A 16,043-nucleotide genomic window follows, 5' to 3' on the forward strand; every position below is an offset into this window, starting at 1 on the left:
CTCGGTCTTGCGCAACCCAGCGCGCCCATCCCTCAAGCGCTAAGGTGAACCCGAAGCTGGTTCGGGGGAGCCGGCGCAAGCACACGGGGGAAATTGCACGCCATGGCGAAACGTTTTTTGCCAACCACAAAAACGCAGGTTTCAGGCCACCGCTTCATGCGCCGACGCGTCGAGCACGGGCTGATCTTCGGCGACGTGCGCATGATCCACGACCCGCTGGGTTCGCGCCGACGCGCCATGATCTTCGGTCTGGTCGCCGTCTGCATGATCTCCGGCGTGATGGGGCTCTTCGCGTGGATGCGGCCCAACCCCGACCCCGGCGACGCCCCGATTCTCCGCGCAGCGGACGGCACGCTTTACGTGCGCGTCGAGGATGCCGCACACCCGGTCACTAACCTCACCTCCGCGCGCCTCATCGCCGGCGGCCCTGCGGAGCCGGCGCGTGCCGGCGACGAGTATCTCACGGCCCTCGCCAGAGGCGTGCCAGTCGGCATCGTGACCGCCCCGTCGATGTTCGCAGCCGATGCCAACTCCCACGACTCCTGGTCCGCCTGCACCAGCGGCGATGCGATCGTGGTTCGCGCGGGCGATGCCCCACCGCCGCTCGCCTCCGACGAAGCCGTGCTGGCCACCGCCGATAGCCGGGAATGGGTCGTGACCGCCACCGGCCGCACCGAGCTTCCGCCACCAACCACTCCGGAAGGTCGCATCCTGCGTCGTGGCCTCGGCATCGACGCATCCACTCCGCGCTGGGAGCCGCCTGCCAAGGTCCTCGTCGGCATCCGCGAACTCCCACCGTTCGCCTTCCCCTCACCAACGCCCGCCGTGCTGCGCACCGAGGCAGGCTCCTGGTTGCGCACCGCATCCGGAGGGGTCCAGGAGATCACTTCATTGCAGGAGCAATTGCTTATCGACGCCTCGGCCCAACGCATCGATACCACCAGAGCCGACATCGCCACCTACCCGGATGCAGACCCGCCGGTGGAGCTGCAGTTGCCGGAGGTTTCACCAACCTGGGTTGACCCGGAATCGCGTGCGATCTGCGTGAGCCCAGACGGCGGCGGCGCGGTCCTCGCTCCGGATGAAGCTCTGGCGGGTGCGATCGAGCTGTCCGGATCCGCAGTAGCCACGCATTTCGCAGGTCTTGCCAACGGGTCTGTCGGCGCCGATTCCGGCCACGGCTTTCACGTGATTGCGGGCAACGGGCTGCGCCATTCGGTGCCGCAACGCGAGACGCTGGAGATGATCGGCGTGGAACGGATCGACGAGGTGGCGTGGCCCATTTTGGCGCTGCTGCCGGAGGGTGATGCGCTTACGCGTGAGGCAGCGCTCGTCGCCACGTATTAGCAACCGCGGCCGCGGTGAGCAGTGCGAGCGCTGCAGCCGCAAGCACCCAGCCCCTGCCCGCGACGTCCGAGGATTCCTCGGCCGTAGGCGTGATCAATAGCGGCGCCGCCTCTTCGGCACTGTCAGCAGGCAGGTGGGTGATCACCCCGTACGGATCGACCGCGCCGTCGCCGGGCTCGGCTGCGGCGTAGATGAGTTCGCGGATCTCAGCGGGGTTCAAATGCGGGTGGCGCTCTCGCAGCAGCGCGACAGCTCCCGAAACCATCGGTGCTGCGAAGCTGGTGCCGGTGTAGGGCGTTACGGTTCCTTTTGTGCCGTGGGTGCCTGCGGCCCACCCGGATCCGTCGGAGGCCAGCGCCGCTTCCACCTGGCCCGGCGCGGACACGCTGCGATCCGGTGCAGAAACGGAATAGCTTGCCAAGGAATAGTCGTCAGCGCGGGCACCCACCGCAATCACCGTCGGTGAGTGCGCGGGTACCACCGTGTACCCGTCTTGGCATTCATCGCTGGCGTTTCCGGCCGCAGCAACCACCACTGCACCCTCGGCCTCGGCCCTGGCGAGTGCCGCATCAACCACGCGTGTGTCCACCCGTTTTGCGACTTCGGGCGGCAAACACGAGACCACAGAAATGTTGATCACCTTGGCGTTCTCGTCGAGGGCGTTATGGATCGCGTCTGCCAAGGTCTGCAATGTGCCGCCGCTGTCCGCCGCCTCCGTGTCTTCGCCGGGGTCAGTCCAAGGGTCAGTCCCAGGGGCAGTCACAGTGCGTTCGCGGTAGTGGGCCGAGGTCTGCCGGATCGACACCACCTCCGCGCCGGGAGCCACGCCGCGACTGCGCCCCGCGATGATGCCGGCGACCACAGTGCCGTGGCTGTCGCAGTCAAACTGCGGATCGGGTGCTGCGGGGTCGACAAAGTCGCGCCCCGCGATCACGTTGCCGAGTTCTGGGTGCGAGGCCACGCCGGTGTCGATCACTGCGACCCGCACGCTTGCGCCCGTCGCAAAGCGATGTGCCTGGTCAAGGGCGGGATCACCCGCCGGCAATGCGTCTGTACCAATGTGGGCGGGTTCTTTGCAGGCGTAGTCTTGCGCTTCCGCGGCGGGCGCGAGCGATAGCGCGGCGAATGCAGCGACACCCGTTGATGCCCAAAAGCGTGCGGCTCGAATGCGACGAGGTGGACGGCCCATACTTACAGCCCCCGGATCAAGGTGAACAACCCGGTGAGGTGCACCGCCAGAGGAATCACCGCGATGATGGCGGCTGCTTCAGCGCGTTCGAACCACACCACCGTGGTGGGCTCGAATTGCGGTACGCGCGGCGCCCACAGGGGTGCGATGCTGGCAACCAAGACCACCACGATGGCGAGTGCGACTAATACGGCGTGCGGCTCCGGCATCCTCGCCACCACGTAAACGCTTGCTGCGGCCCCGGCTAGCGCGGTGAGCATTAACGGCACCCGCGCCCCGGGGAAGTGGTGCCGCGAAGCGTAAAGCCCGAGCGCACCGGCGGCGCTCAACGCCGTCGCAACCACCCAGCCGCCTCCCGCCGCCGCAAGGACAGCAAGCGCAGGGATAGCGCACACGGCGACGGCGCAGGACATTGCCTGCGTGATCGCTACGGCAACAGCACTGCGCGCATCCACGTCTGCCTGGTAGCCGTCGGAAGCCTCGAATTCCTCTCCGGCAGTTGGAATTCGCGGGATCTGCAAACCTGCGGCGCGGCTCGCAACACCAGGAGTCGCCATGACGGTAAGGACGGCCCCGAGCACGATCACCGCAGCAGGCGCGTTCGCCGCAGGCAGCCAAGCGCCGCCAGCTCCAACGCCGAGCAACACGGCAGCGGTGAGATAAAACGCGCTCATTGTGGGTCCGGCCAGACGCAGGACACCGCCGACCGCAACCAGCACCGCGGCCGCGAGTGCACCGGTGAGAACCCCGATGGCGGGATCGCTCGCGCTGAGCCACTCCGCCCGTGGACCCGCCACCCACATCGCGGCCGCGATTGCCCCAAGAGCTGGAACGGGCCAGAACATGCCGCGCGAACGGGCCACTACGCCGACGACGAGCAAGACTAAGGCGCCGAGGCACAGTGTTCCCGGCGTGGGAACAAGCCGGTGAGCCAGCAGTGCGAACCCCGCAGCGCCAGCAACCCCTGCCGCCACGTCGAGGCCCTGAATGTCGCGTGCCTGCTGCGCTGCGGCACCCAAGGATTCCGCGGCGTCGCGTACAACGGGTGGCGCGGGCGGTTCGATGGGGTGGAGCGTGAGCACCGAGCCGTCGTAAAGCTTGAGCTTGTGAAGCGGGTTGTGCATGTCGAGGGGTGCTCCGCCGAGTGTCGAGGCCTGCCACGGACGGTGGATGTCCGGCACGTCGATGAGCCGCACGAGCTCGGGCAAGATCTCCGCGAGTGTCGATGCTGTCGGAAGCGTGACGTCGATGTCGCGGTGCAGGTTCGCCACGCTCACGCGCACCGTGACGCGCACGAGGTGGTGGGCCGAAGTGGCAACCACAGTAGATCCCCCCAGGGTCAAACTCGGGTCAAACACAGGTCAAACTCGCGCGGACCCCCAATTGCCGCGCAGTGTGTGCGTCAAGTATGGCCGATCAGCGTTTGCGCGTCCACAGGAAATCGAAAAGCCCGGGTGCGGCTGGCTCACTCAGCGCCCCGCGTGCGACTGCGGTTTCCGGGTAGTCGAGTGGGGCGACGTTGCCGAATTCGCGCAGCACGTTCACCAATTGCGGAATCTGGGACACCCCACCGACCGGGTAGATCGTCGCCGCATTGTTCAAGTTCTGCAGGTTCGCCTTTTTGTGCACCCGCTCCAGTAAGCGTCGGAGGTCATCGGTGACGTAGCGCAATTGCGGCTCGACCTCGGAGCGCAGAATGTCCAACTCGACGGTGTGGCCACCGACCGTCACTGGAACGGTTACCACCGGCGAGTGGGAAAGGGCGTGCATTGCGCGTTTCATCCGGCGGAGGAACTCGTAGCGCTCTTCCATGTTGCGCGTGTTGTCCAGCGCGTTGAATAGGTGGGGGTATCTCTCCTCGAGATGCTTGTGCGCCACAGAAGACACTGCCGTATCCGTTGCCTTACCGCTTGCGTACCGGGAAGAATCCGCTAAGACAACAGCAAATTCTCCGCCAGGCTGCGCTTCAAGCACTGCCGCTCGGGTATTGCCCGCGCCGCAGTCGCACACGATGATCCGCTCGCCGGGCCGCGCCCGGTGATGGGATGCGAAGTGGCGGGCGGCGGCGATGGGCTCCGGCATGAACCTCACCGCGGCGTGGGGTAGCCCCAGTGTCGCAGCAGCGTGAGTGATCTGCTGCATGGGGTCGGAGTCCTCGTCCCACTCGTACGGGTGGGTGATCACCACACCGCTCGGCGGGGTGTCGTTGTGCACCGCGATCGCCCGCTGCACCACGGACTGCATCACTATGGCTGCTGGCCAGTGCGGGGGCAGTGCTTGGCCCAGGACGTAGTGGCTCTTGGCGGACAGCATTTCCTTCGCGGACGGGATGAACCCCACCGGGTGCGCGACCTGCCTGGCCACAGCCTCGTGCCCGGCAAGGAATCTGCCCGGGTAGTCCCAGAACACACTGGACGGCATCCCCGGGCCGTCGTTGCTCAGCCACAGCGTCTCGGCCCCGCCGCGCCCCGCGTACGCATGTGCTGCGGTGGTCGTGGCGGTGCCGAGGTCGATCGACAAGGTCCATTCGTTGGCCATTGGGCAAACCTTTCAAGTGCGGTGCGCGATGTCTGCTGTGGTCTCCCCAGTTCAATGGGCTTGAAGCGCCAGAAGTTCCGCCATCGCTTACACTTCGAAGCAACGTCCGCAGAGAGGGGGACTGGTTCGGGGGAGCCGGCATCTGCATCGGACATCAACAGGGGGATTCATCACCCATGCTTGGTCTTGACCACAATCCGGTGATCGCGCCGGTTGCGACCCATCCCGCGCCCGCGGAGCTCGCGCCACCGCTACCGGCAGGCAGCCTCCACGCTGAACCGGTGCCCGCCGCGCAAAAGGATCAGCCGGTGCCGATCATCCGCGTGCTCATCCCCGTGGTCATGCTCGTGGCCATCGGCGCGGTGATGGCGCTGATGGCGCTATCTGGCCGGGGTATGAGCCCAATGATGCTGGTCTTTCCGCTCATGATGGTCATCGGCATGGTCGGTTTGTTCACACCCCAGGAGCGCCAGGGCGACATCGATGAGACGCGCCGGGTCTACCTGCGCCACCTCGACGCGCTTGCTGTCCGCGCCCGGAAGAACGCGGAAAAGCAGCGCGCGCACTTCGCCTACCTGCATCCCGCGCCGGGCGAGCTTGCCGCGGCGGTGCCCACCGAACGCGTGTGGGAACGCGGCGCGCACGACCCGCAGGCACTCCAGGTGCGCATCGGCACCGGGGCAACGGCGCTGCACACGCCGGTCGAGGTGGACGATCCAGGTTCGCCCGAGGATCTCGATCCGGTTTGCGCGGTGAGCCTGCGCCGCACCGTCGCAGCGGTCAATGCGGTTCACGGAATGCCGATTGTCGTGCAGCTTGCTGCCTTTCCGGCCGTGACTCTCGCAGGTCCACGCGCAGCGGAACTTGCCCGGTCCATCATCTGTCAGCTTGCGTTCTTCCACGGCCCGGAGCTCGTCGGCATTGATGAGCATCGCGCGGGCTTCGGCTGGGCCAAGTGGTTGCCGCACGCTCGCTCGCCCGAGCGGGCACAGTTTCGTCTTTCGCTTATCGACGCCTCGTTGCAGCCGTCATCCACAATCGCCACCGCCATCGCCGTCGAGGACAGTGATTGCGTAATCACGATCCACCCGGACCCGGAGTACTACGTCGACGACTTCGCACTTCACTTGGTCTGCGACGAAACCATCACCGCACACACCGGCAGCGGCGTCGAACATCTTGGCGCGCCCGATGCCTTCCCGGAATCTGAAGCAGAGTTCGTGGCCAGACACCTTGCGTTCTACCGGCGTCCGGAAGACGCGGGTGAAGACGGTAGCGGTGATGCTTTAGCGCTCCTCGGTCTTGACCGGCTTTCAGAGGAAACGGACCCTGCGATGATTACCGCGGCCGACGTCACCGCCATGTGGCCCGGGCGCGAAGGCACCAAATCGCGCCTGACGGTGCCAATCGGTGCCACGCCCACCGGCCAGGCCGTCTATCTGGACTTCAAAGAGGCTGCGCACGGAGGCGCAGGCCCGCACGGGCTGTGCATCGGCGCGACGGGTTCCGGCAAGTCCGAGCTTCTGCGCACGTTGGTGGTGGCGCTGGCCGCCACCCACTCGCCGGATGAGCTCAATTTGGTGCTCGTGGATTTCAAAGGCGGTGCAACCTTCCTCGGCTGTGAGGCGCTGCCGCACACCTCAGCCGTGATCACCAACCTCGAAGACGAGGCTGTGCTGGTGGAGCGCATGTACGACGCGCTGTCCGGCGAAATGCACCGCCGTCAGGAGCTGCTGCGCAAACGCGGCAACTTCGCCAACATCACCGACTACACCGCCGCGCGCATGGGCGGCGCCACCGATCCCGACGGTGCGCCCCTCGACCCGCTGCCGGCACTCATGGTCATTGTCGACGAATTCTCCGAACTGCTCTCCCAGCACCCGCACTTCGCCGATTTGTTCGTGGCTATCGGCCGACTCGGACGCTCGCTTGGAGTGCACTTACTGCTCGCCTCCCAGCGCCTCGAGGAAGGCAAACTGCGTGGGCTGGATTCGCACCTGTCCTACCGCATCGGTTTGAAAACCTTTTCCGCCGCCGAATCCCGCCAAGTGCTCGGCGTGCCCGATGCCTACGAGCTGCCCGGCGAGCCTGGATCCGGCTATCTCAAAGCGGCGTCGCCCGAGCTGATCCGTTTCCGCGCGGCGTACGTCTCCGGGCCGCTCACCCGCAAGGTCACCGCGCAGCATGACGCGGTTCACCTTCCCGTGCGCGAGTTCGTGAGCTGGGACGACGAGCACGCCTTACTCGCGGAACAGCTTGCCGCCGCCCCGGCAGAAACCATTCAGACGGACCCGTCGACAACTGTGCTCGATGCAGTCGTGGCCCGGACGAAAGCGCTGGCGGCGCACGCAGGCATGCACGCGCACAAGGTCTGGCTCGAGCCGCTGCCGGACACGCTCGCGCTGCACGCGATCCGCCGCGGTGAGCCCGACCTAGGTTTCTTGCACGTACCGGTTGGCCTCGTCGACGAGCCGTACTTGCAGCGCCAAGACACCCTCATCGTGGACCTCACGTCCGCCGGCGGCCACCTCGCGATCGCTGGTGCACCGCAAACCGGCAAATCAGAAGCGCTGCGAACGCTCGTCGCATCGCTTGCCCTCACACACACCACCGACCAAATCGCGGTCTACGCCATCGACGCCGGGAGTGGCTCGCTTACCGAGCTCGAAGTTCTCCCGCACGTCGCAGGCGTGGCAACCCGCACCGACGAGGAGCGCGTCCGCCGCATCGTCGACGAGGTCCTCGGGGTCGTCGACGACGTCGCCGTCTCCCAGCACACCCCGCAGCGCCACACGCTTTTGCTTATCGACGGCTGGCACGCGCTGCTGGCCACCGACTCCAAGCTCGAGGACCTGCGCGATGCGTTGACCCGCATCGCCTCCGAAGGCCCTGCTGCGGGCGTGCATTTGGTGCTGACCACGCAGCGGTGGAGTGCGGTTCGCGTCGCGGTGCGTGACTTGATTGGCACCCGTATCGAGCTCGCGCTCACCGAGCCGATGGATTCACTCATCGACCGCAAAGCGCAGCTCGCCCTCCCACAGCGCCCCGGAATCGGCCTCACACCCGAGGCCAAAGTCATGCTGATCGCCCGCACCAGCCTCGAAGACCTCGCCCACATCGCGCGCGTCACCGCCGAACAACCCCGGGTCCCACAGCTCAAGGTGCTGCCTACCCATGTGCATGTGCGCACGCTTATCGACGGCTTCGCTACCGCCGCACCAAGCATCCCAATCGGCGTCGGCGGACCACGTCTTGAGCCGCTCTACTGCGTCTCTGGGCATGCCCTCGCTATTGGCTCAACAGGCGCGGGTAAGTCGACGTTCATTGCCAGTGCGATCACCGCAATCGCGGCGATGCCTCGAGAACACGCGCGCATGGTCATCCTCGACCCTCGGCGCGCCCATCTGGGGCGGGCGCCGGAAGACATGGTGGCGGCGTACGGGGCGTCGGCAAGCACGATCAGCGACGCGGTGCGTGCGCTGACTGTGACCCTGAACTCGAGGTTGCCTGACGCTGACGTTTCGCCGCAGCAGCTCGCGGACCGCTCCTGGTGGGAAGGCCCCGAGCTCTACCTGGTGATCGACGACCTGGACCTGGTCGGCGATGCGGTGCTGCGCGACGTGGTTGAACTGCTGCCGCACGCGCGCGACATCGGTCTTCATGTGGTCTGTGCCCGCAAGTTCGGCGGGGTTTCGCGCGCGTTGTTCGGTGGGTTCCTCGGTGGGCTCAAGGACCTGCACCCGGACGTGATGATCATGGACGGCAACCGCGACGAAGGCGCGCTCTTTGACGTGCGACCCGGCCCACTTGCGCCAGGGCGAGCAACGTTAGTACAGGGCGGCGGCGCAATCGGGACGGTGCAGCTCGTTGCGCCGTTTAGTGAGGGGGAGCAACTATGACGCAGACGCATGCGTATCCAGCGACACAGGCGAGCGAGGCCGCGCTGCGCATCACTGTCACTGAGACTTCAACGGTGTTCACTGGGGTCGCGAACTTGCACCGGATGGATGCGCCTTCCGCGCGCGAGATCGCCAATTATGTGCGCAATGTCTTCGGCCCGGAACCTGCGGGCGCGCACGTGCACGTTGCCGCTTCTCCGGCTCGGCTAGCGGAGCTTGAGGCGGCGCTGGCGGGGTACGAGATCAGGTTGACTACGGAAGCGCTGCCCGACGACGCCGATACAAATGCCTTCGGCCTCTACGACTCCGGTGATCTTGATGTCCTCGTCCGCGGGGTAGATGCGGAGAGCGGTCGCCGACCGGAATGGGTGGTGCTCGCGGTGGCTGCCGCGGTGGCGGTCGTATGCGCGGTGGTGATTGGGATGACCGCGGCAAACCTGGTCGGCCGCTCGGCGCCCGTTGGTGAACACAACGCTGCTGATCAGAACGACGCTGGCATGACTCCCACCGATAGCGAGGACGCGCCGGGGTCCGCTGCGGCGGTGACGGAGGCGTCGACAAGCGAACAAGCTGCGGACACTGTGGTGCTGGAGCGAGACGGGGTGCGGGTGGAACTGCCTGCGGGCTTCGAGCTGGAAGATGTCGACGGGATGTGGCGGGCAACCGGCCCCGACCCGGACTTCCGGCTGTTGATTAGTGTCGACGAGCTGTACAACCTGCCTGCCGAAACGATGGCGGAGCAGCTGCTTCGCGATGTGGAAGCCGACCCCGAGACCGAGCTTGTGGATACCGACGGGCACTCGCTGACGTACCGGGAGCTGCCCGCCGACGGATCTGAAGTGCTGTGGAAGACCTGGCCGCACGACAACTATCAGGTGTTCGTCGCGTGCCACACGCGCAGCGCACCGACGACAGTGCAGCAAGCCACTTGCCGGATGGCGTTTGAATCCGCTGTGTTCGAACCGTCCGATCCCTTCGAACCGGAGGAAGAGGTGGGCGCCATGAGCGGATGAAAAAGTTTTGCATCCGGGGGAACCGAACCGCACTTTTGGCAGTCCAATACATGAACAGTTCAACGCAATCCGGCTGTTCTACCTGACACCTTCGAGGGGGAAGCAACCATGAGCCAATTCGCAACTGAAGCCGAGGTCATGCGTGCCACTGCGGGGCACGTCGACGCGGTCAACGCTGAAGTCAACCAAGAGATCGACCGGATCCAGGATGTCGCGCAGTCCGTGCGCGGGTCCTGGGAAGGTCGTGCGCAACGCAGCTTTGACGAGCTGATGGTGCGTTACGACGATGCGCAGCGCCGCCTTACCGAGGCTCTGACCTCCATCGCCGTGAACATCCGCGACAACGCCAAGCACTACGAGCACACCGACGTGACCACCACCGAGGGCCTCGACCGCATCTCCGCCGGCTCCGGCCTGGCGCTCTAATACGAAAAGGACAGATATCATGCAGATCAAGTACGACTTCGCGCAGATCTCCGGCACCGCCTCCGACATCCGCGGTTCCGTGGCGCGCATCAACGGCCAGCTCGATGACCTGAAAAGCTCTATCAAGCCGATGACCGACTCCTGGGAAGGCGAGGCAGCGGCGAGCTACCGCGCACACCAGGCGAAGTGGGACAACGCCGCCAGCGACCTGAACGCGATCCTCAACCAGATCGCCGACACCGTTGAGGAAGGCAACAATCAAATGATGGCGGTGAACACCGCTGCCGCCAACAGCTGGGGCTAATTTATAGCCTCAGCGCCGCGGGGGCTCGGCCGGTTTGGGGGAACCGGCCGGAGACTTACGGGGGAACTGGGGGACAGGGGGGCTCGGGGGATCACCGGGGGAAGCGCACCCGCGCGCCGCTTGCATGTTGCAGGCGCGCGGGTGCGTTTTTGTGCCAAAGGCGCGGTTTGGATGGGGCAGCGGTGGTGGCGTAAGGTGAAACACCTGTGTGTCGTGCCAATTTGGCGCGCCTCCCGCCGGGTCTCCACCGGCCGCCGGCGGGTTTAGCGGGCACACCTGCTTTGGCCGGCAGCCTTCTAGACAGACTTTGAAGGAGTCATGCATGTCTACTTACCACCCGAAGAGCGGTGACATTACCCGTAAGTGGTACGTCATCGACGCAACCGACGTGGTGCTGGGCAAGCTTGCTTCCACCGTAGCTGACCTGCTGCGTGGCAAGCACAAGCCGCAGTTCGCACCGAACGTTGACACCGGCGATCACGTGATCGTGATCAACGCCGACAAGATCCACATCTCGTCCAACAAGCGTGATCGCGAAATGCGCTACCGCCACTCCGGCTACCCGGGTGGTCTGAAGTCCATGACCCTGGGTCGTGCACTCGACGAGCGCCCGGATCGCGTGATCGAGGAAGCTATCAAGGGCATGATGCCGCACAACAAGCTTTCCCGTCAGTCCATCAAGAAGCTGCACGTTTTCGTTGGCGACGAGCACCCGTACGCCGAGCACAACCCGGAGACCTACGAGTTTAAGCAGGTGGCACAGTAATGACCGAGCCGAACAACTACGCAGACGACGCTGTGAACGCCGCAAGCGCCGTGGACGCAGCGGACAACTTTGCCGCTGAGGACCTTGACCTCGACGCCGCTACCGCTGCGACCGAGGAGTTCAACTACACCATCGGCGATGCAATTGCTCCGGAGGTCGACGAGACCGAGGGTGAGTTCGCTGAGCCGGTGCAGCTGCACGAGGGGCCGATCCAGACCGTTGGGCGCCGTAAGCGCGCCATCGCTCGTGTCACCGTGACCGAGGGCGAGGGCAAGATCACCGTCAACGGCCGCGAGTTCGAGGACTACTTCCCGAACAAGCTGCACCAGCAGGACATCCTGCAGCCGCTGACCCTGCTCGAGCGTGAGGGCCAGTTCGACATCAAGGCCAACATCTCCGGTGGCGGCCCGACCGGCCAGTCCGGTGCACTGCGCCTGGCAATTGCCCGTGCGCTGAACATCTACAACCCGGCTGAGCGCCCGACCCTGAAGAAGGCTGGCTTGCTCACCCGTGACGCTCGTGCCGTGGAGCGCAAGAAGGCTGGTCTGCACAAGGCCCGTCGCGCACCGCAGTACTCCAAGCGTTAATTCGCACTGGCGCGCAACCGCAGAAGGCCGCCGCCTCCGACGTTTCTTTGTCGGGGCGGCGGTTTTTTCGTCGTTAAGCGAAAAGCTCTTTAGGGTGCCGCGGACGGGTGACCACGAGGAAGGTACCACCAACGAGAAGGCATAGCTTTCGTGGTGCATAATCGTTCGCATGACGCGACTTTTTGGAACCGACGGTGTCCGCGGCCTAGCCAACGAGAGACTCACCGCCCCGCTAGCTATGAAGCTCGGTGCTGCAGCTGCGACTGTGCTCACGCGTGAGCGCAGTTCCGGCTCGCGGCGGCCGACGGCCCTGATCGGCCGCGACCCGCGCGTGTCCGGTGAGATGCTGGCCGCCGCGATGGCAGCCGGCATGGCATCGAAAGGCGTCGACGTGCTGCGCGTCGGCGTCATCCCTACGCCGGGCTTGGCGTTTCTGACCGACGATTACGGCGCGGACATCGGGGTCATGATCTCGGCATCGCACAACCCGATGCCGGATAACGGCATCAAGTTCTTCTCCGCAGGCGGCAAGAAGCTTCCGGATGACGTTGAGGATGAGATCGAAGCGGCGATGGTGGAGCTCTCCGAGACTGGCCCGACGGGTACCGGCATCGGGCGCGTGATTGAGGAGGCTCCCGACGCGCGCGAGCGCTACCTCGCGCACCTCAAAGAAGCCGTGCAGACTGACCTCGCGGGCATCAAGGTGGTTGTGGACTGTGCGAACGGCGCCGCCTTCGAGGTCGCCCCGAAGGCGTACGCGGCGGCTGGTGCTGACGTCACCGCGATCTTCAACACCCCGGACGCCTACAACATCAACGACGGCTCTGGCTCCACGCACATCGAGCAGATTCAGGCCGCAGTGGTTGAACACGGCGCGGACATTGGACTCGCGCACGACGGCGATGCTGACCGCTGCCTTGCAGTAGATGCGAAGGGCAACGTGGTCGACGGTGACCAGATCATGGCGATCCTGGCGACCGGCATGCAGGAGCGCAACTCGCTGCAGGACAACACCCTGGTGGCCACGGTGATGAGCAACCTGGGTCTGAAGATCGCGATGCGCGAGCACGGCATCGAGCTGAAAGAGACGGCAGTGGGAGACCGCTACGTCCTCGAGGAGCTCGGCCGCGGCGAATACTCGCTGGGCGGCGAGCAGTCCGGCCACCTCGTCGTGCCGGCGTACGCCACCACCGGTGACGGCACGCTCACCGGCCTGCTGCTCATGGCGCGCATGGCCGAGACCGGCAAGAGCCTGGAAGAACTCGCCAGCGTCATGCAGGTCCTTCCGCAGGTGCTGATCAACGTGCCGGTGTCGGACAAGGCCAAGATCATGGACTCCCCGAAGGTGCAGGAAGCGATTCAGATCGCTGAGGCTGAGCTGGGGGATTCCGGCCGCGTGCTGCTGCGCCCCTCCGGCACGGAGGAGCTCTTCCGCGTCATGGTGGAAGCTGCGGACGAGGAGCAGGCCCGCAAGGTCGCCGGCCAGCTCGCGGCCGTGGTTGCCGCGGTGTAAGTTCTCCAGCGGGAGAAAACTCGCCCGTCGGGGGAACCGGCGGGCGTTGGGGGGAGTCTGAATAGGGGTAAGACTCATTCAGATTCGGGTCGCGCTAGCTGTGCGATCCGCACGTTCTTGGGGGTAGGACATGGATCCAATTGTTGGGCCCGACCTCGACATATCCGCGATGCGCGCGCACTTCACCGCCGCAATCTCGGCGCACGAGGAGGGCCGCAGCAACTTGCAGCGCAACCAGGTTCCGCTGAGCACCGCTGATTTCGGGGAAGGGTTTGCATCGCACGGCCGGGAGGTCATCGAGTCGCTCGAATCGTTGCGCCGCACCACACACCAATTCTTGCTCGCCAGGGAGCAAAGCTGGGGGAGCATTCTTTCGCTTATCGACGACATCGAGGAACGCGACACCACAGCTTCCGACGAACTTCGCGGGGTGACGGGGCGATGAGCACCATGCATGGCGACGGTTCGGCCGCGACAAAAGAACTGCAGAAGTGCATCGCTGCGGTGGATGCTGCTCCGGGGGTTTCCGCTGAGGTGCGATCGCGCGTTCGTACGCGCGTCGATGAGGTGCTGGCGCAACTTGGCCGCTCGGCTGGCAGGGATTTGGACGCACTCGTCGCTGCCTCACACACCCTTGGCACGAAAGGCTGTGGGCTTGGGCCTGCAAGCGCTGCTACCGCCGCGAGCACCTTGGTTCCCGGCGCTAGCGAGGGCTGGGCTGAGGCGGTAGGCGTGTTGGCGAAGGAGCGCAGCGATGAGGAGCGCCAGTGCGAGTTTTTCCGCAGTGTCGACCAACTTGGCCGCGACATCCGCGACTGCTGCTGCGCGGTAGAGACCGTGCAAAACACCACTGACAGCGGCGTTTCACTCGTCCTTGCGGTGCCTCGCAAGATGGTGCAAGCAGCCACCATGACGAGGATGCAGGCGCTCATCCCTGATTCGGTTGAGCTGCTTCTGACCGGACTTGGTTGCGCCCTGCAAATGGTTCGCGACGGCAACCGCACCATCGAGGAATGCCTGACCAGACTGACCACCCAAATCGGCCAAGTGGCGGAAGCCCGCCCTGCCGAGCCCGCGGACTACCGCACGCCTGAACCCGCGAAGTCAGCGCAATGCGATCCGCCGGCAGGGACCGCCCCGGCTGCGCAGCCAGCGCCAGCCCCGGCTCCACCGGCTCCACCGGCTTCACCGGTTTCATCGTCGGCGCCGGAACAGCCGGGTGTGACAGCGCCCGAGACAAAGCCCGCCGCGGCGACGGTTGCCGACGCCCCGAGTCCGGCACCGGCTGCAACTCCGGCCCCGGCACCGGCCTCTGTGGCCACCACTCCTGCGCAGGTTGTACCGGCTCAACCCCTTCCGCAGACCGCGCCACCGGCGCAGACTGAACCATTCAGCCGACTGTGCCGGTGCGTGCCGGCAGACTGTTCTCCGGTTCCGCAACCTTCCACCACGCCTCAGCAGAGCTTCCAACCTCCGACACTGCAAGAAGCACCGGCAACCCCGGTGAACCCGGTGACCCCGGCTGCCCAGCCGACGCTGCCGGCTTCCACTGCGGTGGTGGACGCTCCGGTTCAGCCCAGTGCCCAAGCATCTGAGCGGGTGACCGTCGAGTTCGATTTTGACATCGATGGCACGGTGAACGTCTCGCTGAACGACATTCCGTGCGAGACCGCCGCCGCGTTCACACCTCCAGCTCCGGAGCACGATCAGGTCAACCGGATGCTCGGCACCTTCGCGGAGATGGGCGCGGCGGCCGTCCTCGGCGGTTTGGAGTGCTTCAGCACTGCCCTGCAGGAGGCCGTTGAGTGTCCCGGCGTTGACTGCGGTGCGCACGCTCCGGAACCTGCGCACCCGCCGGAACCTGCGCCCGCAACGGTTCCTGCGCCCCCGCCGGTAGCGGAACCCGTGGCTGCACCCGAGGAACCGGCTCCGGCTCCCGCACCGGAGCCCACGCCAGACAACGGCGTAATCCCTCCGCCGCCCGAGCTTGCCCAGGTGGAGGAGCCGGCGCCTCCGCCAAAGAAGCAGTTGCCAGTTGACCCGCCAACCGTTGCTCAGGCCGCGCCTGATTCTTCGGCACCGGCCGCGGAGCAACCCGCAATCCCCGATACCAACCCTTCGACCGACAACCCGACCCCGCCCGAGCAAGCCCCGTGGGCTGTGAAAAAGACAGGTGACTGGTAATGGACTTCATCGAGTTCGCCGAGATGTACCAGCGGCGCACCGCCAAGCGGATGCAAGATTTCGAGGCCGTGCTCAAAGATGCGCAGCGGAAGATGGAATTTACCGCTCAACAGCAGGCTGCTGCGCGGGAACTCTATCCGCGCCGCGAGCCCCAGCCAATCGCCCGCGGGGACTACTCCATTCCCCGCAAGCGTGTGAAATCAAACGGGCAAGTCCGTTCGGTGCTGCGTCGTGAGGGGCCGGGCGCCTCCGTCGATAAGTAAAGCCCTGAGAGCGA

General features: G+C 65.6%; 14 protein-coding genes. 11 read left to right on the top strand and 3 right to left on the bottom strand.

All coding sequences use genetic code 11. From position 1 onward, the window contains the following. Positions 1–102: 102 nt before the first annotated feature. Complete coding sequence (gene eccB / locus CGLAUT_RS02135; RefSeq protein ID WP_290186028.1) at positions 103–1,347, top strand: type VII secretion protein EccB; 1,245 nt, start codon at positions 103–105, stop codon at positions 1,345–1,347. Here the strand turns inward: eccB and CGLAUT_RS02140 are convergent. From CGLAUT_RS02140 to CGLAUT_RS02150, 3 genes are all read right to left on the bottom strand, one after another. Further along, positions 1,313–2,536, bottom strand: coding sequence for a S8 family serine peptidase (locus tag CGLAUT_RS02140; RefSeq protein WP_290186030.1), 1,224 nt, complete (start codon positions 2,534–2,536; stop codon positions 1,313–1,315). The genes eccB and CGLAUT_RS02140 overlap by 35 nt on opposite strands. A 2-nt stretch (positions 2,537–2,538) precedes the next feature. Next, a complete protein-coding gene (gene eccD, locus CGLAUT_RS02145) occupies positions 2,539–3,858 on the bottom strand; it encodes a type VII secretion integral membrane protein EccD (protein ID WP_290186032.1) in 1,320 nt (439 codons plus the stop codon). Positions 3,859–3,952: 94 nt separating this feature from the next. After that, on the bottom strand, positions 3,953–5,074 hold the full coding sequence (locus tag CGLAUT_RS02150; RefSeq protein ID WP_290186034.1) for an Hsp70 family protein: 1,122 nt from the start codon (positions 5,072–5,074) through the stop codon (positions 3,953–3,955). A gap of 176 nt (positions 5,075–5,250) precedes the next feature. Here CGLAUT_RS02150 and eccCb point away from each other — a divergent pair, with 176 nt between their 5' ends. The 10 genes from eccCb to CGLAUT_RS02200 all read left to right on the top strand — a co-directional run bounded on the left by eccCb (position 5,251) and on the right by CGLAUT_RS02200 (position 16,029). Next, positions 5,251–8,973, top strand: coding sequence for a type VII secretion protein EccCb (gene eccCb, locus CGLAUT_RS02155; RefSeq protein ID WP_290186036.1), 3,723 nt, complete (start codon positions 5,251–5,253; stop codon positions 8,971–8,973). Further along, positions 8,970–9,986: a type VII secretion-associated protein gene (locus CGLAUT_RS02160; RefSeq protein WP_290186037.1), complete on the top strand. Its 1,017-nt coding sequence runs from the start codon at positions 8,970–8,972 to the stop codon at positions 9,984–9,986. Before eccCb ends, CGLAUT_RS02160 begins: the two co-directional genes overlap by 4 nt. A gap of 108 nt (positions 9,987–10,094) precedes the next feature. Further along, entirely contained in the window at positions 10,095–10,412 is a 318-nt protein-coding gene (locus tag CGLAUT_RS02165; RefSeq protein WP_095659268.1) for a WXG100 family type VII secretion target, read from the top strand. A 19-nt stretch (positions 10,413–10,431) separates the two neighbouring features. Beyond that, on the top strand, positions 10,432–10,716 hold the full coding sequence (locus tag CGLAUT_RS02170) for a WXG100 family type VII secretion target (RefSeq protein ID WP_332461818.1): 285 nt from the start codon (positions 10,432–10,434) through the stop codon (positions 10,714–10,716). Positions 10,717–11,038: 322 nt separating this feature from the next. Continuing rightward, positions 11,039–11,482 (top strand): 50S ribosomal protein L13, encoded by a 444-nt coding sequence (gene rplM, locus CGLAUT_RS02175; RefSeq protein WP_095659270.1) that lies wholly within the window; start codon positions 11,039–11,041, stop codon positions 11,480–11,482. After that, the gene (rpsI, locus tag CGLAUT_RS02180; protein WP_095659271.1) at positions 11,482–12,069 is read left to right on the top strand and encodes a 30S ribosomal protein S9; all 588 of its coding nucleotides are present in this window, start codon (positions 11,482–11,484) and stop codon (positions 12,067–12,069) included. The genes rplM and rpsI overlap by 1 nt, the downstream gene beginning before the upstream one ends. Before the next feature lie 169 nt (positions 12,070–12,238). After that, positions 12,239–13,582, top strand: coding sequence for a phosphoglucosamine mutase (gene glmM / locus CGLAUT_RS02185; protein WP_290186041.1), 1,344 nt, complete (start codon positions 12,239–12,241; stop codon positions 13,580–13,582). Between the two features lie 130 nt (positions 13,583–13,712). Beyond that, positions 13,713–14,027, top strand: coding sequence for a hypothetical protein (locus CGLAUT_RS02190; RefSeq protein ID WP_095659278.1), 315 nt, complete (start codon positions 13,713–13,715; stop codon positions 14,025–14,027). Further along, positions 14,024–15,766, top strand: a complete 1,743-nt coding sequence (locus CGLAUT_RS02195; protein WP_290186044.1) for a hypothetical protein — start codon at positions 14,024–14,026, stop codon at positions 15,764–15,766. The genes CGLAUT_RS02190 and CGLAUT_RS02195 overlap by 4 nt, the downstream gene beginning before the upstream one ends. Next, positions 15,766–16,029, top strand: coding sequence for a hypothetical protein (locus tag CGLAUT_RS02200; protein ID WP_095659280.1), 264 nt, complete (start codon positions 15,766–15,768; stop codon positions 16,027–16,029). The genes CGLAUT_RS02195 and CGLAUT_RS02200 overlap by 1 nt, the downstream gene beginning before the upstream one ends. Positions 16,030–16,043: the final 14 nt, after the last annotated feature.

Source organism: Corynebacterium glaucum (assembly GCF_030408855.1).
GTDB lineage: Bacteria > Actinomycetota > Actinomycetes > Mycobacteriales > Mycobacteriaceae > Corynebacterium > Corynebacterium glaucum.

Excerpts from the sequence above, each read along its gene's own strand:
- CGLAUT_RS02160 (WP_290186037.1), top strand. The coding sequence starts at position 8,970 with ATGACGCAGACGCATGCGTATCCAGCGACACAGGCGAGCGAGGCCGCG.
- CGLAUT_RS02170 (WP_332461818.1), top strand. The coding sequence starts at position 10,432 with ATGCAGATCAAGTACGACTTCGCGCAGATCTCCGGCACCGCCTCCGAC.
- CGLAUT_RS02140 (WP_290186030.1), bottom strand. The coding sequence starts at position 2,536 with ATGGGCCGTCCACCTCGTCGCATTCGAGCCGCACGCTTTTGGGCATCA.
- glmM (WP_290186041.1), top strand. The coding sequence starts at position 12,239 with ATGACGCGACTTTTTGGAACCGACGGTGTCCGCGGCCTAGCCAACGAG.
- CGLAUT_RS02190 (WP_095659278.1), top strand. The coding sequence starts at position 13,713 with ATGGATCCAATTGTTGGGCCCGACCTCGACATATCCGCGATGCGCGCG.
- CGLAUT_RS02195 (WP_290186044.1), top strand. The coding sequence starts at position 14,024 with ATGAGCACCATGCATGGCGACGGTTCGGCCGCGACAAAAGAACTGCAG.
- CGLAUT_RS02165 (WP_095659268.1), top strand. The coding sequence starts at position 10,095 with ATGAGCCAATTCGCAACTGAAGCCGAGGTCATGCGTGCCACTGCGGGG.
- CGLAUT_RS02200 (WP_095659280.1), top strand. The coding sequence starts at position 15,766 with ATGGACTTCATCGAGTTCGCCGAGATGTACCAGCGGCGCACCGCCAAG.
- rpsI (WP_095659271.1), top strand. The coding sequence starts at position 11,482 with ATGACCGAGCCGAACAACTACGCAGACGACGCTGTGAACGCCGCAAGC.
- eccCb (WP_290186036.1), top strand. The coding sequence starts at position 5,251 with ATGCTTGGTCTTGACCACAATCCGGTGATCGCGCCGGTTGCGACCCAT.
- CGLAUT_RS02150 (WP_290186034.1), bottom strand. The coding sequence starts at position 5,074 with ATGGCCAACGAATGGACCTTGTCGATCGACCTCGGCACCGCCACGACC.
- rplM (WP_095659270.1), top strand. The coding sequence starts at position 11,039 with ATGTCTACTTACCACCCGAAGAGCGGTGACATTACCCGTAAGTGGTAC.
- eccB (WP_290186028.1), top strand. The coding sequence starts at position 103 with ATGGCGAAACGTTTTTTGCCAACCACAAAAACGCAGGTTTCAGGCCAC.